Below are 21,169 nucleotides of genomic sequence, written 5' to 3' on the forward strand. Positions count from 1 at the left end.
TATGATTATCACAACTGGTCGCGAGACTGGTTGGATAAGCTGAAAGGTCCCTGGTTCGGACGCTCAGATTATCTCCTCATCAGGCTAATCACGGTTATTGACCCGGCAATTTGCCGGGTCTTTTTTTGCCTGCGAAGCCCAGGTCCGATCAACGACGCAGTTGGGCGCAGTAGTCCTGCTCAGGCAAGGCGGCCGTGTACCAGACGTAGTCGGCCATGTCCGGCTCGACTTTTTCGCCCACCTCCACCAGCAACAACACTTTGGATTCACCCTTTGCGCCCAGATCATCCAGGTGCAGTGGCACACCCAAGTCCTTGCGCGCATGGTAGCTGCCAGTCAGCAACAGGGCCGGTTGTGGCGCAGCCAGCACGCGCTCGGCGATGCGTCGGTCGCGTTGCTGCTGTACGGCAAGCATGGCCGGAAGCTGGTTTTCCGGCAGCAATCCACAGTGCCCGGCGCGCACTTGGTCGAGCAGCGCGGCCTTGACCGTAGGTGCGTTCGAGCGCGGCCCCTGCAACAACGGGGCATCACGATAAGCCTGACGCAACTCCTCCGGCGATAGATTGGCCGCCAGCAACGCAATCCTCCGGTGCAAAGTCTCCCGCACGATCGGCCCATACCATTGCCAGTCCCAGCCGTCCTGCCAGGCCAGGGCTTTGGGCAAATCCTCGGGTATTGCCGCCTGTCCTTGCACGGCATCGATCAGGGGTTGCTGCGAAGGCTGCAGCATCTCCAGCAACACGCTGCCCTGGGAGCGACGGGCCTCCAAGGCTTGCAACAACCAAAGCTGCAAAGCGTGATGATCCGGATTGTCGTGCTTCTCTCCCACCAGCACCCGCGGCGCCGGTGCCAGGTGCGCAACAAGCTGCTCTGGCGTGAGCCGCTCACCACTGGCCAAGTCGCGAATTTGCCCCAGTTGCGCGCTGTCGCGCCCTTCGCTGGCCTGCCACGCCGGCAAGTCGGGCAGGCTGGCCTGACAGCCAGACAGCACCAAAGCCAGCAGGATCGAAAGGCCAGACAACACGGGATGGCGCATGGGCAAAGCCTCCTAGCGGGTGATGATCAGCGGATGACCAAGCTCCGGGTGCGGCTGCACCAGCACATCGATTCCAAATACCGCCTTGAGCGCGTCAGGCGTCAGGACCTGGTGCGGGGCGCCCAGCGCATGACAGCGTCCCTGCTCCAGCAAAAGGATCTGGTCACAGTAGCGCGCGGCGAGATTGAGGTCGTGCAGAATCACCATCACCGCCGCGCCTTGGTCGGCAAAACGCCGCACCGCTTGCAAGGTGGTGTGCTGGTGCAAGGGGTCGAGCATCGAGGTAGGCTCGTCCAACAGCAGCGTCACGCCCTCCTCCCCCGGCCACAACTGCGCCAGCACCCGGGCCAGGTGCACCCGCTGGCGCTCACCGCCGGACAGCGCCAGATAGCTGCGATCGACCAAGTGCAGGGCGTCGGCCGCGCCCAACGCCGCCTGAACGATCTCCCGGTCGCGTTGCTGACCGCTGGCATGAGGCAATCGACCAAGACCAACCACTTCCTCGACACCAAATGCAAACCCGAGGGTGGAGACCTGCGGCAGTACCGCCAAGTGACGCGCGCGCACCTGGCCGGGCCAGTCCGCCAGCGCGCGCCCAAGCAAACGGACTCGTCCCTGGCTGGGGGCCAGTTCGCCGCACAGCACGCTCAACAGGCTGCTCTTGCCCGCGCCATTGGGGCCCAACACACCCAGGACCTGCCCTGGGCGCACTTGCAGATCGATCCCCTGCAGCACTTCCTGGGTTCCGCGCCGCAGGCGCACCCCTTGGGCTTCCAACATCAGCTGCGTCCCCGTACCAGCAAGAACAAGAAGAACGGCGCACCGATGAACGCCGTGACGATACCGATCGGCAGTTCCGCCGGTGCCAGCGCCAGCCGTGCCACCAGATCGGCGAACAGGAGCAAGGCTCCCCCGGCGAGTAACGAGGCTGGCAGCAGCACCCGATGATCCGGGCCTGCCAGCAACCGCACCAGGTGTGGCACCACCAACCCGATAAAACCGATCAGCCCCGCAGCGGCCACCGCAGCGCCCACGCCCAGGGCGGTACAGAACACCAGTTCGCGCTTGAGCGCCTCCACTTCGATGCCCAGATGCCGGGCCTCCGACTCGCCCAGCAACAGGGCATTGAGCGCCTGTGCGCGGCGGGGCAACCACAAGGCCACTGCGCCCGTCACCAGCAGCAAAGGCCACAGGCGCTCGTAGCTGGCGCCGTTGAGGCTGCCCAGGTTCCAGAAGGTCAAGGTACGCAGCGTGGCGTCATCGGCCAGGTAAGTGAACAAGCCGACAGCCGAACCGGCCAACGCGGTCAGGGCGATGCCCGCGAGCAGCATGGTGGCGACGCTGGTCTGCCCGTCGCGCCGGCCCAGGCGATAGACCAGAGCGGTCACACCGAGGCCGCCCACGAAGGCACTGCCGGACAACAGGTAAGGCGAGAACCACTCCGGAATTCCGCCCAGCCAGCTACCGCCGACAATCGCCACCGCCGCGCCCAGCGCCGCCCCACTGGCCACACCGACCAGCCCTGGATCTGCCAGGGGATTGCGAAACAGCCCCTGCATCGTCACGCCGGACAACGCCAGCACCGCGCCGACCGCCAACCCCAACAAGGTTCGCGGCAAGCGGATCTGGCCAAGAATCATCTGCGCCTGCTCCAGCCCCTCGGCACGAACCGGCACACCCAGCAGCCGCAGGCCAGCACGCAAGGTGTCGAACAGCGGGAGACTCACCGGCCCAAGCGCCAGCGACAACCAGATCGCCAGCAGGCACAGCAAGGTCAGACAGGCAAACAGCGTACGGGGTTGAACACGACGTCTCATTGAGCCTTGGCCGCCGGGTAGAAGGCCAAGGCCAGCGTGTTCAAGGTGGCCGGCAAGCGCGGGCCAAGACCACCGACCAGCAAGGTAGGGTCCAGCGCTATCACTCGCTGCTCACGCACCGCCCGGGATGCGGCCAACGCCGGGTTCTCCTTGAGCAAGGCCTGCAACGCCTGCTCGCCATCGAGAGTGCGGTCGGAGAACACCAGCACATCCGGATCCAGCGCCGCCAGCGCTTCCACGGAGAAGTTCTTGTAACCCGAATGGTCGGCCAGGTTACGCGCACCGGCCTGGCGCAACAGCCAGTCTCCTGACGTACCTTGGCCTGCGATCAAGGGCTTGGCACCTGCGTGCCCGACCAGCAGCAACACCCCTGGCGCCTTCTGGCTCGCCTGGGCCTGTTTGACCCTGCCCTGCAGCGCATCGAGTTGCTGGTGGTAATCGGCGGTCAGTGCGGCGGCTTTCTGTTCGGTACCCAGCAGGCGGCCCAGGCGTAGGAGGTTATCGTCCACGGCGCCCAACTCGGCCTTGCTGGAGAACAGCTCCACCCGCACCCCGGCCTTGCGCACCTGCGCCAGCACTGGCGGCGGCCCCATCTCCTCGGTGCCGACCAGGACATCCGGGCGCAGGCTGAGAATCCCTTCGGCGGACAATTGCCGTTGGTAGCCAATACTGGGCAGCGACTTGAGCGACTCAGGATGCTGGCTGGTGGTATCTACCCCCACCAGCCGCTGCTCGCCGCCCAGGGCGCTGATCCATTCGCTCAGGGCACCGCCGGCACTGACCCAGCGCTGCGGGAGTTCGGCGGCCAATGCCTGGGTGGCAAGCACAAGACCTGCGCACAGGACGATCAGGGCAGCGGGACGACGCATCATCGTTTTCCTTTGCAGAAGGCAGGCCGCGCGCCTTGTAGCGAGCGACGGAACTGCGCACCATAGACAGCCTGGCGCAGCGACTGAGGGCAATTTGATAATTGTTCGCATTGAGGCGTCAAGCCATCCCTTTGTCACACGAGCTGTCCGCTGCAATGCATTTTCTTTGCGCATCCATCGACCTCGCCGAAGGCCACAGCCGCGCATTCAGCGTAGCTGGCGAGCAGGTGTTCGGCGTACGCCGCCAGGGTCAGGTCTACCTTTATCGCAACCGCTGCCCCCATCGAGGCATCGCATTGAACTGGGAGGCGGATGCCTTTCTCGACGAGAGTGCCAGCCTCATCCACTGCGCCCATCACGGGGCGTTGTTCTTGATCGAAAGCGGCGAATGCGTGGCCGGCCCCTGCGAGGGCGAGCAGTTGCAGGCCCTGGACTGCCTGGAAGACAGCCAGGGCATCTGGCTCAAGGCGTGAGCAGCACCGGCAATGGCCGGTCGATGACGATCTGTTCGGCGTCCAGGCGCGTGCCGTAAGCCAGCACCTCAACGCCATCGGCCACTGCTGTGCGCAGGGCCTGGGCATAGGCCGCGTCAATCTCCTCGGCCGGGCGCACCGCCTCGACACCGGTCAGGTTGACGCAATACAGCTGCACGGCACGAATCCCCTGGCGCGCCAATGCAGCCAGCTCGCGCAGGTGCTTGGCGCCGCGCTGGGTCACCGCGTCGGGGAAGGCTGCGACCGGCGTGTCCGGGTAGCCCAGGGTCACGCTCTTGACCTCCACATAGGCCGGCCCTTCGGCGAACTCCAGGCGAAAGTCCACCCGGCTGCCCTCCTCGCCATAGGCCACTTCGCGCTTGAGCGCCGTGAACCCGGCGAGCTCAGTGATGCGTCCGGCCCGCAGCGCTTCCTCTACCAGGGCATTGGCACGCCCGGTGTTGACGCAGGCCAGGCGCCCCTGGGGCGTTTCGCTGATCTCCCAAGTACCCGGCAGCTTGCGCTTGGGGTCGTTGGAGCGACTGAACCAGACCTGCCCGCCTTCGCGCATGCAATTGAGCATGGAGCCGGTGTTGGGACAATGGATGGTCAGTTGCTCGCCGTTGGCCAACTCGATGTCAGCCAGGAACCGTTTGTACCGGCGCAACAAGCGCGCCTGTTCGAGTGCAGGAAAGAACAACATCAGCCTTGCCAGCTCTTCAGGCCACGGGCGATGCGCTGCACGGCTTCTTCCAGACGCGGCAGGCTCTGGGTGTAGGCGAAGCGCACATGATGGCCAGCCTGGTGACGGCCAAAATCCAGGCCCGGCGTGAAGGCCAGGTGCTCGGTTTCCAGGAAGTGCTGGCAGAAGGCGAAGGCATCACCGCCAAAGGCACTGATGTCGGCATACAGATAGAAGGCGCCCTGCGGCTCCACGGCAATGCCAAAGCCCAGCTCACGCAGGGCCGGTAGCAGGAAGTCCCGGCGGCGGGCGAACTCGGCGCGACGTTCTTCGAGGATGGCCAGGGTCTGGGGTTCGAAGCAGGCCAGCGCGGCATGCTGGGCCATGCTCGGCGCGCTGATGTAGAGATTCTGCGCCAGCTTCTCCAGGTCCTTCACCGCGCTGGGCGGCGCAACCAGCCAACCGAGCCGCCAGCCGGTCATGCCGAAATACTTGGAAAAACTATTCAGGACGAATGCCTGGTCGTCCACTTCCAGCACGCTAGGTGCATCCATGCCGTAGGTGAGACCGTGATAGATCTCGTCCACCACCAGATGCCCGTGGCGCTCACGGGTGGCCTTGGACAGACTGGCCAGCTCGTCACGGTCGAGCACCGTGCCCGTAGGGTTGGCGGGCGAGGCCACCAAGGCACCGACAGTGTCCTTGTCCCAGTAGCGTTCGACCAGGTCGGCCGTCAATTGGTAGTTGACCTCCGGCCCTACCGGCACCAGTTGCGCCCCGCCTTCGACCAGTCGCAGGAAATGGCGGTTGCACGGGTAGCCGGGGTCGGCCAGCAGCCAGTGCTTGCCTGGATCGACCAACAGGCTGCTGGCCAGCAGCAAGGCACCGGAGCCGCCGGGCGTGATGAGGATCCGCTCAGGGTCGACACTGACCCCATAGCGCTGGTCGTAGAAACCTGCGATTGCCTCGCGTAGAGCCGGCAGGCCACGTGCCGCGGTATAGCGCGTGTGGCCAGCGGCCAGCGCCGCCTGGCCTGCCGCCACGATGGGCTCGGCGGTGGTGAAGTCCGGCTCGCCGATCTCCAGGTGGATGACGTCATGGCCAGCCGCCTGCAACTCGTTGGCGCGTGCCAGCAATGCCATGACGTGGAAGGGTTCGATAGCGCGACTACGCGCACTGTGGGGCTGAGCCATGGGCCTTCTCTCAATTGGGTCTAAACTGGTGATTCTACCCCTGCGCGGCATCGAACGTGCGGCTCGCGCCGCTGTCAACTCCTAGGATCGGGCGGGGTAGCGCACCCCCGATCTATCTGGTAAGTTCGGCGGCTCGCAGTCGCAGGGCCGGCGGGTGCCGGAGATGGAGCAGCCTGCGCATTGGATCAGATGAGTGAGAGGCGGTCTATTCATGTCCACCGTAGAAAAGCAAAAAGCCGGTCAGTCCATGTACGGTGTCGAACCCTATAAGGAAACGCCGGGCGAAGAGTACATGGGTGAACCCATGCGCAAGCATTTCACCAAACTCCTCAGTGCCTGGAAGCAAGAGCTGATGACCAGTGTGGATCGGACCGTAGACCACATGAAGGATGAAGCAGCCAACTTCCCAGACCCTGCCGACCGTGCCAGCCAGGAAGAAGAATTCGCCCTGGAACTGCGCAACCGGGATCGTGAACGCAAGCTGATCAAGAAGATCGACAAGACCCTGCAATCGATCCAGGACGAAGAGTACGGCTGGTGCGAAGCCTGCGGCGTCGAGATCGGCCTGCGTCGCCTGGAGGCGCGCCCAACCGCCGACCTGTGCTTCGACTGCAAGGAGCTGGCGGAGAAAAAGGAAAAGCAGGTCGGCAAGGCCTGATCTGATTCCCACCTGAACGGGGCGCTCGAGGCGCCCCGTTTCATTTATATAGCCTGCACACCCATGAACGACTCCAGCTACATTGGGCGTTTCGCCCCCACCCCCAGCGGCTTCCTGCACTTCGGATCGCTCGTCGCGGCGCTGGCCTCTTGGCTCGATGCCCGCGCGGTCGGCGGCCGCTGGCTGTTGCGCATGGAAGACACCGACCCGCCACGAGAAATGCCCGGTGCCCGGGATGCCATCCTGCAGACCCTGGAGCGCTACGGCCTGGAATGGGATGGCGAGGTGGTGTACCAAAGCCAACGCCACGAGGCCTACGCCGAGGTGGTCGAACGCCTGTTTCGCATGGGCCTGGCCTATGCCTGTACCTGCTCGCGCAAGCAATTGGAAAGCTACGGCGGAGTGTATCCGGGCCTGTGCCGAAACGCAGGACACGCCCGAGAAGGCGCGGCGATCCGCCTGCGGGTGCCGGAGTTGATCTATCGCTTTACCGACCGTGTACAGGGCACCTTCGAGCAACACTTGGGGCGTGACGTGGGTGATTTCGTCATCCAGCGCCGGGACGGCCTCTACGCCTACCAACTGGCGGTGGTGCTGGACGATGCCTGGCAGGGCGTCACCGATATCGTGCGGGGTGCCGATCTGCTGGACAACACGCCGCGCCAGCTCTACCTGCAGGAGCTGCTGGGCTTCTCCCAACCGCGCTACCTGCACATTCCACTGATCACTCAGCCGGACGGCCACAAGCTGGGCAAGTCCTATCGCTCGCCGCCACTGTCCTCCGATCAGGCCACGCCCCTGTTGTTGCGGGCCCTGCGGGCGCTGGGCCAGGCCACCGAGCCTGCCATGGAAAGCGCCAGCCCCGCCGAGGTGCTGGCGATCGCACGACAACGGTGGCGTCCCGACGCGATCGCACACCAGCTGACGGTGCCCGAAGCAGACCTGCACTGAGGCATGCGTGGGCACATGTAGGAGCACCCTTGTGCCGCGATCGGGCGCAAAGCGGCCGTAAGATCAGCCCTCGGTTTGCCTGATACACCCCATGTACCGCATTCACGGCCGCTACACACCCGATCACAGCGCAAGGCCGCTGCTGCAAAGCGGCGTGCGCAACGCTTGAAAAACCCAATAAATTCAAATTGTTGCCGAGCGAGGTTGAATCCCGCTAGCATCGTCCCAGCCATTTGCGCCAATAATAAGTCCAAGCCCGCAGCGCCCAACCATCGAGGCCAGCATGTACATCTATCGTTTGGTCCTGCTTCTGGTCGTGGGGATCTACCTGTTTTCCCCGGCCATCATGGACTGGTGGATCGAGCCAACCGGTGCCTGGTACCGCCCCTACCTGCTCTGGCTGATCCTCATCGTCGTCACCTTCATTTTGCAGAGCCAACGAGATGCCGATGAGCTTTAGCCTGACCCAGATGATCCTGATCAGCGCCGCCTACCTGCTGGTGCTGTTCGGCGTGGCCTGGATCAGCGAGCGCGGGCTGATCCCACGCTCTATCATCCGCCACCCGCTGACCTACACCCTGTCCCTGGGCGTCTATGCCAGCGCCTGGGCCTTCTACGGCTCAGTGGGCCTGGCCTATCAGTACGGCTATGGGTTCCTGGCCTGTTACCTGGGGGTGTCCGGCGCCTTCCTGCTGGCCCCCGTGCTGCTCTATCCGATCCTGAAGATCACGCGCACCTATCAGCTCTCATCGCTGGCCGACCTGCTGGCGTTTCGCTTTCGAAGCACCTGGGCAGGGGCGCTGACCACCATCTTCATGCTGATCGGCGTACTGCCCTTGCTGGCCTTGCAGATCCAGGCAGTGGCCGACTCGATCAGCATCCTCACCGGCGAGCCGGTGAAGGCGCGGGTGGCTTTCGCATTCTGCGTGCTGATCATCCTGTTCACGATCTTCTTCGGCTCGCGCCACATCGCCACGCGTGAAAAACACGAAGGTCTGGTGTTCGCCATCGCCTTCGAGTCGGTGATCAAGCTACTGGCCCTGGGCGGTATCGGCCTGTATGCGCTGTATGGCGTGTTCGGCGGCCCACACCAGCTGGAGGTCTGGCTGCTGCAGAACCAGACCGCGCTGGCCGCACTGCACACCCCGCTGCAGGAGGGGCCGTGGCGAACCCTGCTGCTGGTGTTCTTCGCCTCGGCCATCGTCATGCCGCACATGTACCACATGGCCTTCACCGAAAACCTCAACCCGCGCTCGCTGGTCAGCGCCAGCTGGGGCCTGCCGCTGTTCCTGCTGCTGATGAGCCTGGCCGTGCCGCTGGTGCTGTGGGCCGGGCTGCGCCTGGGCGCGAGCACCAACCCGGAGTACTTCACCCTAGGCCTGGGCATCGCCGCCGACAATCCCGCTCTGGCCCTGCTCGCCTATGTCGGCGGGCTCTCGGCCGCCAGCGGGTTGATCATCGTCACCACCCTCGCCCTGTCGGGGATGGCCCTCAACCATCTGGTGCTGCCGCTCTACCAGCCACCGGCCGAGGGCAACATCTACCGCTGGCTGAAGTGGACCCGCCGCGCCCTGATCGTCGCTATCATCGCAGCCGGCTTCGTCTTCTACCTGACCCAGAACAACCACCAGAGCCTGGCCAACCTGGGCATCGTCGCCTTCGTCGCCACCTTGCAGTTCCTGCCGGGCGTGCTCTCGGTGCTGTACTGGCCGACAGCCAACCGCCGCGGCTTCATCGCCGGCCTGATGGCGGGCATCGCGGTGTGGATGGTGACCATGCTGCTGCCTCTGCTGGGTAATCTGCAGGGGTTCTACATCCCGCTGCTGGACATGATCTACGTGTTGGACGACACCAGTTGGCACATGGCGGCCATCGGCTCGCTGGCAGCCAACGTACTGCTGTTCACCTTGATCTCGCTCTTCACCAACGCCAGCAGCGAAGAAGTCAGCGCCGCCGAGGCCTGCGCCGTGGACAACGTGCGTCGTCCGCAACGGCGCGAACTGCATGCCGCCTCACCTCAGGAGTTCGCCACCCAGCTGGCCAAGCCCCTGGGCGCCAAGGCTGCGCAGAAGGAAGTCGAGCAGGCCCTGCGTGATCTGTACCTGCCCTTCGACGAGCGCCGTCCCTATGCCCTGCGTCGCCTGCGCGATCGCATCGAGGCCAACCTGTCGGGCCTGATGGGGCCGAGCGTGGCCCAGGACATGGTCGAGACCTTCCTGCCATACAAGTCCGGTAACGAGAACTACGTCACCGAAGACATCCACTTCATCGAAAGTCGCCTGGAAGACTACCACTCGCGCCTGACCGGCCTTGCCGCCGAACTCGATGCCCTGCGCCGCTACCACCGCCAGACACTGCAGGAGTTGCCCATGGGTGTCTGCTCCCTGGCCAAGGACCAGGAGATCCTGATGTGGAACAAGGCCATGGAAGAGCTGACAGGCGTGGCGGCCATGCACGTGGTCGGCTCGCGCCTGGTCACTGTCAGCGAGCCCTGGCGTGGGCTGTTGCAGAACTTCATCAATATTCCCGACGAACACCTGCACAAGCAGCGCCTGGCCCTGGACGGGCAGACCCGCTGGCTCAATCTGCACAAGGCGGCCATCGCCGAGCCCCTGGCGCCGGGCAACAGCGGCCTGGTGCTGCTGGTCGAGGACCTGACCGATACCCAGGCTCTGGAAGACAAGCTGGTGCACTCCGAGCGCCTGGCGAGCATCGGTCGTCTGGCTGCGGGGGTCGCCCACGAGATCGGCAACCCCATCACCGGTATCGCCTGCCTTGCGCAAAACCTGCGCGAGGAGCGCGAAGGCGATGGCGAGATCATCGAGCTGTCCAGCCAGATCATCGAACAGACCAAACGCGTTTCGCGCATCGTCCAGTCGCTGATGAGCTTCGCCCATGCCGGCGGCAGCCACCAGAACAGCGAAGAGCCAGTGTGCCTGGCCGAAGTCGCGCAGGATGCCATTGGTCTGCTGGCGTTGAACCGGCGCAATTTCGAAGTACAGTTCTTCAACCTCTGCGACCCGGATCACTGGGCCGAAGGGGACCCGCAGCGCCTGGCCCAGGTGCTGATCAACCTGCTTTCCAATGCCCGTGATGCCTCGCCGCCCGGCAGCGCCGTGCGTGTGCGCAGTGCCGTGTGTGAGCACACTGTCGACCTGATCGTCGAAGACGAAGGCAGCGGCATCCCGAAAAACATCATGGACCGGCTGTTCGAGCCCTTCTTCACCACCAAGGACCCTGGCGAAGGCACTGGACTGGGGCTTGCTCTGGTCTATTCCATCGTGGAAGAGCATTATGGGCAAATCACCATCGACAGCCCGGCCGATATCGAACGCCAACGTGGTACCCGGATCCGCGTGACCCTGCCAAGGCATGTCGTAGCGACGTCCCCTGAAATTCGAGACCGTCGAGAGAATTGAATCAATGCCGCACATTCTGATCGTCGAAGACGAAACCATCATCCGCTCGGCCTTGCGTCGACTGCTCGAGCGGAACCAGTACCAGGTCAGCGAAGCCGGCTCGGTGCAGGAAGCCCAGGAACGCTTCAGCATTGCCACCTTCGACCTGATCGTCAGCGACCTGCGCCTGCCCGGCGCCCCAGGCACCGAGCTGATCAAGCTCGGCCAGGGTACGCCGGTGCTGATCATGACCAGCTACGCCAGCCTGCGCTCGGCGGTCGACTCAATGAAAATGGGCGCGGTGGACTACATCGCCAAGCCCTTCGATCACGACGAAATGCTCCAGGCCGTGGCGCGTATTCTGCGTGATCGGCAAAATGCCCCGGCACCTGCCGTCGCCAGCGCCGCCGAGCCGCGCGCCAATGGCAAGACCGTCGCTGCCGACAAAGCCAGCCCGGCGCCCGCCAACGGCGAAATCGGCATCATCGGTTCGTGCCCGCCGATGCAGGACATGTTCGGCAAGATCCGCAAGGTCGCGCCTACCGATTCCAATGTCCTGATCCAGGGCGAGTCCGGTACCGGCAAGGAGCTGGTCGCCCGCGCCCTGCACAACTTGTCGCGTCGCGCCAAGGCACCGATGATCTCGGTAAACTGCGCAGCCATCCCGGAAACCCTGATCGAGTCCGAACTGTTCGGCCACGAAAAAGGTGCGTTCACCGGCGCCAGCGCCGGCCGTGCCGGTCTTGTCGAAGCGGCCGACGGCGGTACGCTGTTCCTCGACGAAATCGGTGAGCTGCCGCTAGAAGCCCAGGCCCGCCTGCTGCGTGTGCTGCAGGAAGGCGAGATTCGCCGGGTCGGCTCGGTGCAGTCGCAGAAAGTCGATGTCCGTCTGATCGCCGCGACTCACCGCGACCTGAAGAACCTGGCCAAGGCCGGGCAGTTCCGTGAAGACCTTTATTACCGCCTGCACGTGATTGCCCTGAAGCTTCCGGCCCTGCGCGAGCGCGGCAGTGACGTCAACGAAATCGCTGATGCCTTCCTGGCCCGCCAGAGTGCCCGCATCGGCCGTGACGACCTGCATTTCTCCGCCGAGGCCGAGCAAGCGATCCGTCACTACAGCTGGCCGGGCAACGTGCGCGAATTGGAGAACGCTGTGGAGCGCGCGGTGATTCTCAGCGAGAGCGCGGAAATCTCCGCTGACCTGCTGGGCATCGACATCGAGCTGAGCGGCCTGGAGGACGAAGAGTCATTCGACACCACCTCGGTCGTGGCCAGTGCCGGCACCAACAATGCCAGCCATGAGCCGACCGAGGACTTGTCACTGGAAGATTACTTCCAGCATTTCGTCCTCGAGCATCAGGATCACATGACCGAGACCGAGCTGGCCCGCAAGCTGGGCGTCAGCCGCAAATGCCTGTGGGAGCGACGCCAGCGACTGGGCATTCCACGGCGCAAGAGCAACGCCACCAGCGACAACTGATCCGCCCTCGCACGTTCAGGGCAGGCGTATCTTCTCCTGCCCCTCCCCCTTCTTCCGCACACCACGCCGCCCCTGCGCGAGCGACTGTCTTGTGCTTGTACCGGCCTATTCGCGGGTAAACCTGCTCCTACAGCTACAGCGGTGTGGCTGAGAGCACCGGCGTTGCCGGTGTTCCCCGGTAACAGCGCAGTTGCCCCAGGAATCTGTTACCCCACCCGCCCAGCCGTAACATCAACCGAGGCGTACGGTAACGAAATTTCGACATTTTTCGCCCGACGCCGAGAGCGCAGAACCCGCAAAGCATTGATTTTGCTGGTTTTCTAAAAGTTGGCACGGCACCTGCTATATGTCTGGTACAAGAACAATAACAAGCACTGCAATCCAGAATAAGAACAAGACGAAACGGCTCACGCACAATAAAAACAAGACGGCGGAGGCGCAGCTAACTGATTCTTTTGGAGAGGAGTTGTGTTTGGGGCTTGCCCCACAGCCAGGCAGAGAACAACAAAAACTGCACTAAAAAGCAGCGCCTGAACTGGTTGGATCGAATGATCAGCATAACATCAGCGACCAAAGCAATCCGTTTGCTCTTTACCCCCGGTTTGGGGGTCGTCCACAAGCTTTGAGATTTGTGGGCAGGGCATCAACAAAAACAAGAAGCCCGGCAGAAAAACAATAAGAGCACGCAACGACTTTCCTGGGGAGCTTCGGCTCCCCATGTCGTTTCTCCCCCTCCAGCGTCACCTCCACGCACCGCCTACACCATTCCCCGAGTAAATGCTAGAATCCCCGCCCATCATGCGGCCATTCTCCTATTCTTGGCCGAACATTCCTTCAAACAGTGCATCCCATGCTGAAGAAGCTGTTCCAGTCGTTCCGTCCTCCTATCCGTGGTCAGCACCACAGGCGCACCACGCCTGAAGTGATCAACAAGAGCCAGCACTCGCTGCAACGCAGCCAGTTCAGCCGCCACGCGGTGAGTATCGTCGAGCGCCTGCAAAGCGCCGGCTACCAGGCCTATCTGGTCGGCGGCTGCGTCCGCGACCTGCTCCTGGGCATCAATCCCAAGGATTTCGACGTCGCCACCAGTGCCACTCCCGAGCAAGTCCGCGCGGAATTTCGTAACGCCCGCATCATTGGTCGGCGCTTCAAGCTGGTCCACGTGCATTTCGGCCGTGAGATCATCGAAGTCGCCACCTTCCGCGCTCATCACTCCGAAGAAGACCAAGGCGACAGCCACCGCTCGTCGCACAACTCCAGCGGACGCATCCTGCGCGACAACGTTTACGGCACTTTGGAAGATGACGCCCAGCGTCGTGACTTCACCATCAATGCGCTGTACTACGACCCGGTCAGCGAGCGCATCCTCGACTATGCCAATGGCGTGCACGATATCCGCAACCGTCTGCTGCGCCTGATCGGAGACCCGGTCCAGCGCTACCAGGAAGACCCTGTGCGCATGCTGCGTGCCGTGCGCTTTGCCGCCAAGCTCGACTTCGGCATCGAAAAGCACACCGTACAGCCAATCCGTGAACTGGCACCGCTGCTGCGGGAAATCCCGCCGGCGCGTCTGTTCGAGGAAAGCCTCAAGCTGTTCCTCTCCGGTCAAGGCGCAATCACCTTCGAGATGCTGGTTGACCTGCACCTGTTCGACCCGCTGTTCCCGGCCAGCGCGCATGCGCTGGAAGAGCGCCCGACCTACACCCATACCCTGATCAGCCAGGCGCTGGCCAACACCGACCTGCGGGTCAAACAGGGCAAGCCGGTCACCCCGGCCTTCCTGTTCGCCGCCCTGCTCTGGCCTGCGCTGCCGGGTCGCGCCCTGTACCTGCAAAGCCAAGGTGTGCCGCCGATTCCGGCCATGAACAACGCCGCGCACGACCTGATCGCCGAACAATGCGCACGCATCGCGATTCCTAAGCGCTTCACCCTGCCGATTCGCGAGATCTGGGACATGCAGGAGCGTCTGCCACGCCGCAGCGGCAAACGCGCCGACATGTTGCTCGACAACCCACGCTTCCGCGCCGGCTACGATTTCCTGCTGCTGCGCGAAAGTGCTGGCGAGGAAACCGACGACCTGGGCCAGTGGTGGACCGACTACCAGGACGCCAACGACAGCGAGCGTCGCGACATGATCCGTGAACTGGGCAACCGCGACGACAGCGCTGGGGCCGCACCACGCAAACGCAAGCGCAGTGGCAGCAAGCGCAAACGTAGCGGCGACGAGAACTGGGATTGAACATGACGACCCGCGCCTACATCGGCCTGGGCAGCAACCTGGCTGAGCCCGCCGAACAGCTGCGAAGCGCCCTGCAGGCGCTGGACAATGTAGAAGATACTCGCCTGGCGGCGACCTCGGCGTTCTATACCAGCGACTCCCTGCTCCCCGGCCAACCGCGCTATACCAATGCGGTGGCCGCCGTGGATACCGGCCTCGCGCCGCTGGCGCTGCTCGACGCCCTGCAGGCCATCGAGCATAACCAAGGCCGGGAACGCAAGGAGCGCTGGGGGCCGCGTACGCTCGATCTGGATGTGCTGCTGTTCGGCGACCAGGTCATCGACGTGCCGCGCCTGAAAGTCCCGCACTATCACATGCAGGCGCGCCCTTTCGTGCTCTATCCCCTCGCCGAGCTGGTACCTGCAGATTTCCACCTTGCCGACGGTCGCAGCCTGGCGCAACTGCTCGACGCCTGCCCCTTCGTGGGTCTGGAACGCCTGTAATCCGGGCGTTTCGGATAACGGTAACGCCAGTAACACCCTGATCGTAACAATGCGGTAACAGGGTGATTGACTTCCCCCCCCTCGCTCACGACTATAGGCGTCCCGTGGCACCAAAGTGCCGCCTTTTTACCTATTTAGGCTCGGACGGACCTGTGCCCGAACATCACACACGATGATGTGCCGCTCCGGAAGATGATTACACGCGTTGTACGCAGTCGTTTTTCACAGCGCCTGAACGAGGATTTCCTACATGCCTGAAGTAACCCTGACCACCCTGCACGGCCTCAAGGCCAAGGGTGAGAAAATCGCCATGCTGACGTGCTACGACGCGACCTTCGCCAAGGCCGCCTGCGCAGCCGGCGTGGAAATACTGTTGGTGGGTGACTCCCTGGGCATGGTCCTGCAGGGCCATGACAGTACCCTGCCGGTCACGACCGCCGAAATGGCCTACCACACTGCCTGCGTCAAACGCGGCAACGAGGGCGCACTGATCCTCGCCGACCTGCCGTTCATGGCCCATGCCACACCCGAGCAGGCCTTCGCCAACTGCGCCACCCTGATGCAGGCCGGCGCCCACATGATCAAGCTCGAGGGCGCCGCCTGGCTGGCCGAGACCATCCGCCTGCTGGCCGAACGTGGCGTACCGGTGTGCGCGCACATGGGCCTGACCCCGCAGACTGTCAATGTGCTGGGCGGTTACAAGGTCCAGGGGCGCCAGGAAGCCCAGGCCCGGCAGATGCGTGCCGATGCCATCGCGCTGGAACAAGCCGGTGCGGCCATGCTGCTGCTCGAGTGCGTGCCCAGCGACCTGGCTGCCGAGATCACCCAGGCGGTCAGCATCCCGGTGATCGGCATCGGCGCGGGCAGCGCCACCGATGGCCAGGTGCTCGTCCTGCACGACATGCTCGGCCTGTCCCTGAGCGGGCGTGTGCCCAAGTTCGTGAAGAACTTCATGGAAGGTCAGCCGGATATCCACAGCGCCCTGGCTGCCTATGTGGCGGCGGTCAAGGCAGTCAGCTTCCCAGGTAGCGAACACGGGTTCAGCGCATGAATACAGTCAAGACCGTCCGAGAACTGCGCGCCGCCGTGGCACGCGCACGTGGCGAAGGCAAGCGCATCGGCTTCGTGCCGACCATGGGCAACCTGCACAGCGGCCATGCCGCGTTGGTGACCAAAGCCGCCCAACGTGCCGATTTCGTGGTCGCCAGCATCTTCGTCAACCCGCTGCAGTTCGGTGCTGGCGAAGACCTGGACAAATATCCCCGAACCCTGGCCGCCGACCAAGAGCGTTTGCTCGAAGCCGGGTGTCACCTGCTGTTCGCGCCCGGCGTCGAGGAGATGTACCCCGACGGCATGGCGGTGCAAACCCGCGTCAGCGTGCCGCAATTGTCCGAAGGGCTGTGCGGCGCCAGCCGCCCCGGCCACTTCGAAGGCGTGGCCACGGTGGTCAGCAAGCTGTTCAACATGGTCCAGCCCGACCTTGCAGTGTTCGGCGAGAAGGACTTCCAGCAGTTGGCGGTGATCCGCGCCATGGTGCGCGACCTGAACATGCCGATCCAGATCATCGGCGAGCCCACCGTGCGCGCCGAGGACGGCCTGGCGCTGTCGTCGCGCAATGGCTACCTGAGCCCGGAGCAACGCGCCGCAGCACCTGCGTTGTACCGCACGCTGAAGACCATGGCCGAGGCCATCACCAAGGGCCAGCGCGACTATCCCGCGCTGATTACCGAGGGTCAGGCGCAACTGGTAGCCGCCGGGTTCCGCCCGGACTACCTGGAAGTGCGCCACGCCGTGACATTGCGCCCGGCGATGATCGATGACCGCGACCTGGTCATCCTGGCGGCGGCCTACATGGGCACTACCCGCTTGATCGACAACCTGTACCTGCACCTGGACGAAAAGACCGCGTGATACCTCGGGCTGCTTCGCAGCCCATCGCAGGCTTCGCCAGATCCCACACTCAAGCGGCGGGAGCTTATGAGGGGGTGCAAAGCCCCCCATTCCTTCCTGGCAGCCAATGCCTATAATGATGGCCAGCCTGCAACTGCCAGCAAATGTCTGTTGTCCAAGGCCCATCACGCACCAAGGAAAGCATCCGCAATGGCGTATTACCGTACTCCCCACGATGTGACGGCGCTGCCCGCCTGGCAGGCGCTCCAGCAACACCGCGACGCCATGCAGGGTTTCAGCATGCGCGAAGCCTTCGCAGCCGATCCCAAGCGCTTCGATCAGTTTTCCCTCAGCAGCTGTGGCCTGTTCCTCGACTACTCGAAGAACCTGATCACCGAGCAGACCCGCGACCTGCTGGTAGACCTGGCCAACCAGGTCGGGCTAGCGGACGCCATCCAATCGATGTTCAGCGGCGAGATCATCAACGCCTCCGAAGGCCGTCCGGTCCTGCATACGGCCCTGCGCCGCCCGGTGGGCGACAAGCTCAGTGTCAACGGCGTCAACGTGATGCCCGAGGTGCACAAGGTCCTCAACCAGATCACCGAACTGGTCGGCCGCATCCATGACGGCCTGTGGCGCGGCTACAGCGAAAAACCCATCACTGACGTGGTGAACATCGGTATCGGCGGCTCCTTCCTGGGCCCGGAGCTGGTCTCCGAGGCCTTGCTGCCCTACGCCCAGCGCGGCGTGCGTTGCCACTACCTGGCGAACATCGACGGCAGCGAATTCCACGAGCTGTCGGCCAACCTGCGCGCCGAGACCACGCTGTTCATCGTCTCGTCCAAATCGTTCAACACCCTCGAAACCCTGAAGAACGCCACCGCCGCGCGTACCTGGTACCTGGCCCAAGGCGGCTCCGAGGCCGAGCTGTACCGCCACTTCATCGCCGTGTCGAGCAACAAGGCCGCCGCCGTGGCCTTCGGTATGCGCGAAGAGAACATCTTCCCGATGTGGGACTGGGTAGGCGGGCGCTACTCGCTGTGGTCGGCCATCGGCCTGCCGATCGCCCTGGCCATCGGCACCGCCAACTTCAAGGAGCTGCTGTCCGGTGCCTACACCATGGACCAGCACTTCCAGAACACCCCGTTCGAGAAGAACATGCCCGTGCTGCTGGCCCTGCTGGGCGTGTGGTACGGCAACTTCTGGGGGGCCCAGAGCCACGCGATCCTGCCGTACGACCATTACCTGCGCAACATCACCAAGCACCTGCAACAGTTGGACATGGAATCCAACGGCAAGAGCGTGCTGCAGGACGGCACCCCGGTGAAGACCGATACCGGCCCAGTGATCTGGGGCGGCGTCGGCTGCAACGGCCAGCACGCCTACCACCAGCTGCTGCACCAGGGCACCCAGCTGATCCCGGCAGACTTCATCGTTCCGGTGGTGAGCTTCAACCCAGTGGCCGACCACCACCAGTGGCTGTACGCCAACTGCCTGTCCCAGAGCCAGGCGCTGATGCTCGGCAAGACCCGCGAAGAAGCGGAGGCCGAACTGCGCGCCAAGGGCCTGAACGAAGCGGACATCGAGAAGCTGGCACCCCACAAGGTGATACCAGGCAACCGCCCGAGCAACACCTTGGTGGTCGAACGCATCAGCCCTCGTCGCCTCGGTGCGCTGGTGGCCATGTACGAGCACAAGGTGTTCGTGCAGAGCGTCATCTGGGGCATCAACGCCTTCGACCAGTGGGGTGTGGAACTGGGCAAAGAGTTGGGCAAGGGCGTGTATCAACGCCTGGTCGGCAGCCTGGAAGACAACGCTGAAGATGGTTCCACTCAGGGCCTGATCAACTACTTCCGCGGCCGTCACCGCGGTTGATACCACGCCGGTATACGTTCGCTCTCAGGGCCATGCACATCACGAGGTGATGAGCATGGCCCTGTGGGCTTTGGCCGCGAACACCGGCATAGCCCCTTCAGGGAACACCCCTACCTTCTACACTGTCCATCGAATAGCCGCTGCAGTCCCTCGCCCCTCACAAGAGCAGGACCACTCGCCATGTTCGATATCCGCAACTACCCCCAGGCCCTGGCCGTCAGTCAGTCCGCCGCCCTCTCCCCCGACGACTACCAACGCCTCTATCGCCAGTCCGTCGAAGCCCCCGACACCTTCTGGGCCGAACAGGCCAAGCGCCTGGACTGGATCAAGCCCTGGATGACCGTGCAGCAATGCGACCTGACCACCGGCAAGGCTCGCTGGTTCGATGGTGGCCAGCTGAACGTCAGCTACAACTGCATCGACCGTCACCTGGCCAGCCGTGGGCAACAGACCGCCTTGCTGTGGGAAGGTGACGATCCCAAGGATTCCAAAGCCATCACCTACCGCGAGCTGCACCGCCAGGTCTGTCGTTTGGCAAATGCCTTGAAAGCCCGTGGGGTGAAGAAAGGCGATCGGGTCTGCATCTACATGCCGATGATCCCTGAGGCGGCCTACGCCATGCTCGCCTGCACCCGCATCGGCGCCATTCACTCAGTGGTGTTCGGTGGTTTCTCACCAGATGCCCTGCGCGATCGCATCCTCGACGCGGACTGCCGCACCGTGATCACCGCCGACGAAGGTGTTCGCGGCGCCAAGCGCATCCCGCTCAAGCAGAACGTCGACAAGGCCCTGGCCAGTTGCCCGGCGGTCAGCAGCGTGCTGGTGGTACGCCGCACCGGGGCCGATATCGCCTGGAGCGAAGGCCGTGACCTTTGGTATCACGAGGCAACGGAAAAGGCCGGCGACGAATGCCCGCCCGAGCCCATGGAGGCCGAAGACCCGCTGTTCATCCTCTACACCTCCGGTAGCACCGGCAAACCCAAGGGTGTGCTGCACACCACCGCCGGTTACCTGCTGCAGGCCACCCTCACCTTCAAAGTGGTGTTCGACTACCGTGACGGCGAGGTGTTCTGGTGCACCGCCGATGTCGGCTGGGTCACCGGCCACAGCTATATCCTCTATGGCCCGCTGGCCAACGGCGCGATCTCGCTGATGTTCGAAGGCGTGCCCAACTACCCGGACAGCTCGCGCTTCTGGCAGGTGGTCGACAAGCATCAGGTGAACATCTTCTACACCGCCCCCACTGCCCTGCGCGCGCTGATGCGCGAAGGTTCGGCGCCCCTGCAGAGCACCTCTCGACAAAGCCTGCGCTTGCTCGGCAGCGTGGGCGAGCCGATCAATCCGGAGGCCTGGGAATGGTACTTCGAGGCGGTCGGCCAGAAGCGCTGCCCCATCGTCGATACCTGGTGGCAGACCGAGACCGGCGGCATCATGCTCAGTCCGCTGCCGAGCAACACCCACCTCAAGCCCGGCTGCGCGACGCAGCCGTTGTTCGGCGTGCAACCGGTGCTGCTGGACGAGAAAGGCCAGGTCATCGAAGGCCCAGGCGCTGGTCTGTTGGTGATCAAGGCCAGTTGGCCCGGGCAAATCCGCAGTGTGTATGGCGACCATCAGCGCATGGTCGACACCTACTTCAAGCCCATGCCGGGCTACTACTTCACCGGTGATGGCGCCCGCCGCGATGCCGATGGCGATTACTGGATCACCGGCCGCGTCGACGATGTAATCAACGTCTCCGGCCACCGCATCGGTACCGCCGAGGTCGAAAGTGCCCTAGTGCTTCACGACAGCATCGCCGAGGCCGCCGTGGTTGGTTATCCGCACGACCTCAAGGGTCAGGGCATCTACGCCTTCATCACGCCCATGAACGGCGTCACCCCGGACGACGCGCTCAAGCGCGAGCTGTTGGCCCTGGTCAGCAAAGAAATCGGCAGCTTCGCCAAACCCGAACTGATCCAGTGGGCGCCCGCACTGCCCAAGACCCGCTCGGGCAAGATCATGCGGCGTATACTGCGCAAGATCGCCTGCAACGAGCTGGACAACCTGGGCGATACCTCGACTCTGGCCGACCCGAGCGTGGTCCAGGGCTTGATCGACAATCGCCTCAATCAATAGACGGCCGCCCA

At 63.8% G+C, this 21,169-nt stretch carries 18 protein-coding genes; 12 read left to right on the forward strand and 6 right to left on the reverse strand.

Annotated elements, in window-relative coordinates; genetic code table 11:
• Positions 1 to 148: 148 nt before the first annotated feature.
• The 4 genes from ACNFCH_RS18455 to ACNFCH_RS18470 are packed head-to-tail and all read right to left on the reverse strand — an operon-like array spanning position 149 to position 3,725.
• Positions 149 to 1,036, reverse strand: a complete 888-nt coding sequence (locus tag ACNFCH_RS18455; RefSeq protein ID WP_337159724.1) for a ChaN family lipoprotein — start codon at positions 1,034 to 1,036, stop codon at positions 149 to 151.
• Between the two features lie 12 nt (positions 1,037 to 1,048).
• Positions 1,049 to 1,816, reverse strand: a complete 768-nt coding sequence (locus ACNFCH_RS18460; protein ID WP_416743268.1) for a heme ABC transporter ATP-binding protein — start codon at positions 1,814 to 1,816, stop codon at positions 1,049 to 1,051.
• Positions 1,816 to 2,799 (reverse strand): FecCD family ABC transporter permease, encoded by a 984-nt coding sequence (locus tag ACNFCH_RS18465; protein WP_416743288.1) that lies wholly within the window; start codon positions 2,797 to 2,799, stop codon positions 1,816 to 1,818. Before ACNFCH_RS18465 ends, ACNFCH_RS18460 begins: the two co-directional genes overlap by 1 nt.
• Positions 2,800 to 2,849: 50 nt before the next feature.
• Positions 2,850 to 3,725 carry a heme/hemin ABC transporter substrate-binding protein gene (locus ACNFCH_RS18470; RefSeq protein WP_337159728.1) on the reverse strand — a complete coding sequence of 292 codons (876 nt, stop codon included), beginning with the start codon at positions 3,723 to 3,725 and terminating at the stop codon, positions 2,850 to 2,852.
• A 152-nt stretch (positions 3,726 to 3,877) separates the two neighbouring features.
• Between ACNFCH_RS18470 and ACNFCH_RS18475 the strand changes: the two genes are divergently transcribed.
• Entirely contained in the window at positions 3,878 to 4,195 is a 318-nt protein-coding gene (locus ACNFCH_RS18475; protein ID WP_337159731.1) for a Rieske (2Fe-2S) protein, read from the forward strand.
• On the opposite strand, the gene sfsA is transcribed toward ACNFCH_RS18475, so the two are convergent.
• Positions 4,185 to 4,898 carry a DNA/RNA nuclease SfsA gene (gene sfsA, locus ACNFCH_RS18480; protein WP_367851753.1) on the reverse strand — a complete coding sequence of 238 codons (714 nt, stop codon included), beginning with the start codon at positions 4,896 to 4,898 and terminating at the stop codon, positions 4,185 to 4,187. The two genes, ACNFCH_RS18475 and sfsA, sit on opposite strands and share 11 nt — an antisense overlap.
• On the reverse strand, positions 4,898 to 6,070 hold the full coding sequence (locus tag ACNFCH_RS18485) for a pyridoxal phosphate-dependent aminotransferase (protein WP_337159735.1): 1,173 nt from the start codon (positions 6,068 to 6,070) through the stop codon (positions 4,898 to 4,900). The genes sfsA and ACNFCH_RS18485 overlap by 1 nt, the downstream gene beginning before the upstream one ends.
• A 211-nt stretch (positions 6,071 to 6,281) precedes the next feature.
• Here ACNFCH_RS18485 and dksA point away from each other — a divergent pair, with 211 nt between their 5' ends.
• The 11 genes from dksA (at position 6,282) to acs (ending at position 21,158) form a co-directional block, all read left to right on the forward strand.
• Entirely contained in the window at positions 6,282 to 6,728 is a 447-nt protein-coding gene (dksA, locus tag ACNFCH_RS18490; RefSeq protein ID WP_070092263.1) for an RNA polymerase-binding protein DksA, read from the forward strand.
• A 63-nt stretch (positions 6,729 to 6,791) separates the two neighbouring features.
• Positions 6,792 to 7,679 carry a tRNA glutamyl-Q(34) synthetase GluQRS gene (gluQRS, locus tag ACNFCH_RS18495; RefSeq protein WP_337159738.1) on the forward strand — a complete coding sequence of 296 codons (888 nt, stop codon included), beginning with the start codon at positions 6,792 to 6,794 and terminating at the stop codon, positions 7,677 to 7,679.
• 283 nt (positions 7,680 to 7,962) lie between these two features.
• A complete protein-coding gene (locus ACNFCH_RS18500) occupies positions 7,963 to 8,139 on the forward strand; it encodes a hypothetical protein (RefSeq protein ID WP_003250005.1) in 177 nt (58 codons plus the stop codon).
• Positions 8,123 to 11,098, forward strand: a complete 2,976-nt coding sequence (locus tag ACNFCH_RS18505) for a sensor histidine kinase (protein WP_170831763.1) — start codon at positions 8,123 to 8,125, stop codon at positions 11,096 to 11,098. Before ACNFCH_RS18500 ends, ACNFCH_RS18505 begins: the two co-directional genes overlap by 17 nt.
• A 4-nt stretch (positions 11,099 to 11,102) precedes the next feature.
• Positions 11,103 to 12,557: a sigma-54 dependent transcriptional regulator gene (locus ACNFCH_RS18510; RefSeq protein ID WP_337159741.1), complete on the forward strand. Its 1,455-nt coding sequence runs from the start codon at positions 11,103 to 11,105 to the stop codon at positions 12,555 to 12,557.
• Between the two features lie 850 nt (positions 12,558 to 13,407).
• Positions 13,408 to 14,796, forward strand: a complete 1,389-nt coding sequence (locus ACNFCH_RS18515) for a polynucleotide adenylyltransferase PcnB (RefSeq protein WP_337159743.1) — start codon at positions 13,408 to 13,410, stop codon at positions 14,794 to 14,796.
• A 2-nt stretch (positions 14,797 to 14,798) separates the two neighbouring features.
• On the forward strand, positions 14,799 to 15,278 hold the full coding sequence (gene folK / locus ACNFCH_RS18520; protein ID WP_337159745.1) for a 2-amino-4-hydroxy-6-hydroxymethyldihydropteridine diphosphokinase: 480 nt from the start codon (positions 14,799 to 14,801) through the stop codon (positions 15,276 to 15,278).
• Between the two features lie 250 nt (positions 15,279 to 15,528).
• Positions 15,529 to 16,329: a 3-methyl-2-oxobutanoate hydroxymethyltransferase gene (gene panB, locus ACNFCH_RS18525; RefSeq protein ID WP_099593954.1), complete on the forward strand. Its 801-nt coding sequence runs from the start codon at positions 15,529 to 15,531 to the stop codon at positions 16,327 to 16,329.
• The gene (panC, locus tag ACNFCH_RS18530) at positions 16,326 to 17,189 is read left to right on the forward strand and encodes a pantoate--beta-alanine ligase (RefSeq protein WP_337159749.1); all 864 of its coding nucleotides are present in this window, start codon (positions 16,326 to 16,328) and stop codon (positions 17,187 to 17,189) included. Before panB ends, panC begins: the two co-directional genes overlap by 4 nt.
• A gap of 189 nt (positions 17,190 to 17,378) precedes the next feature.
• A complete protein-coding gene (pgi, locus tag ACNFCH_RS18535) occupies positions 17,379 to 19,043 on the forward strand; it encodes a glucose-6-phosphate isomerase (RefSeq protein ID WP_196165622.1) in 1,665 nt (554 codons plus the stop codon).
• A 180-nt stretch (positions 19,044 to 19,223) separates the two neighbouring features.
• Positions 19,224 to 21,158 carry an acetate--CoA ligase gene (gene acs, locus ACNFCH_RS18540; protein ID WP_416743269.1) on the forward strand — a complete coding sequence of 645 codons (1,935 nt, stop codon included), beginning with the start codon at positions 19,224 to 19,226 and terminating at the stop codon, positions 21,156 to 21,158.
• Positions 21,159 to 21,169 lie beyond the last annotated feature (11 nt).

Origin of the sequence: Pseudomonas sp. NY15354 (assembly GCF_048068075.1) — a bacterium.
Taxonomy (GTDB): Bacteria; Pseudomonadota; Gammaproteobacteria; order Pseudomonadales; family Pseudomonadaceae; genus Aquipseudomonas; species Aquipseudomonas guariconensis_C.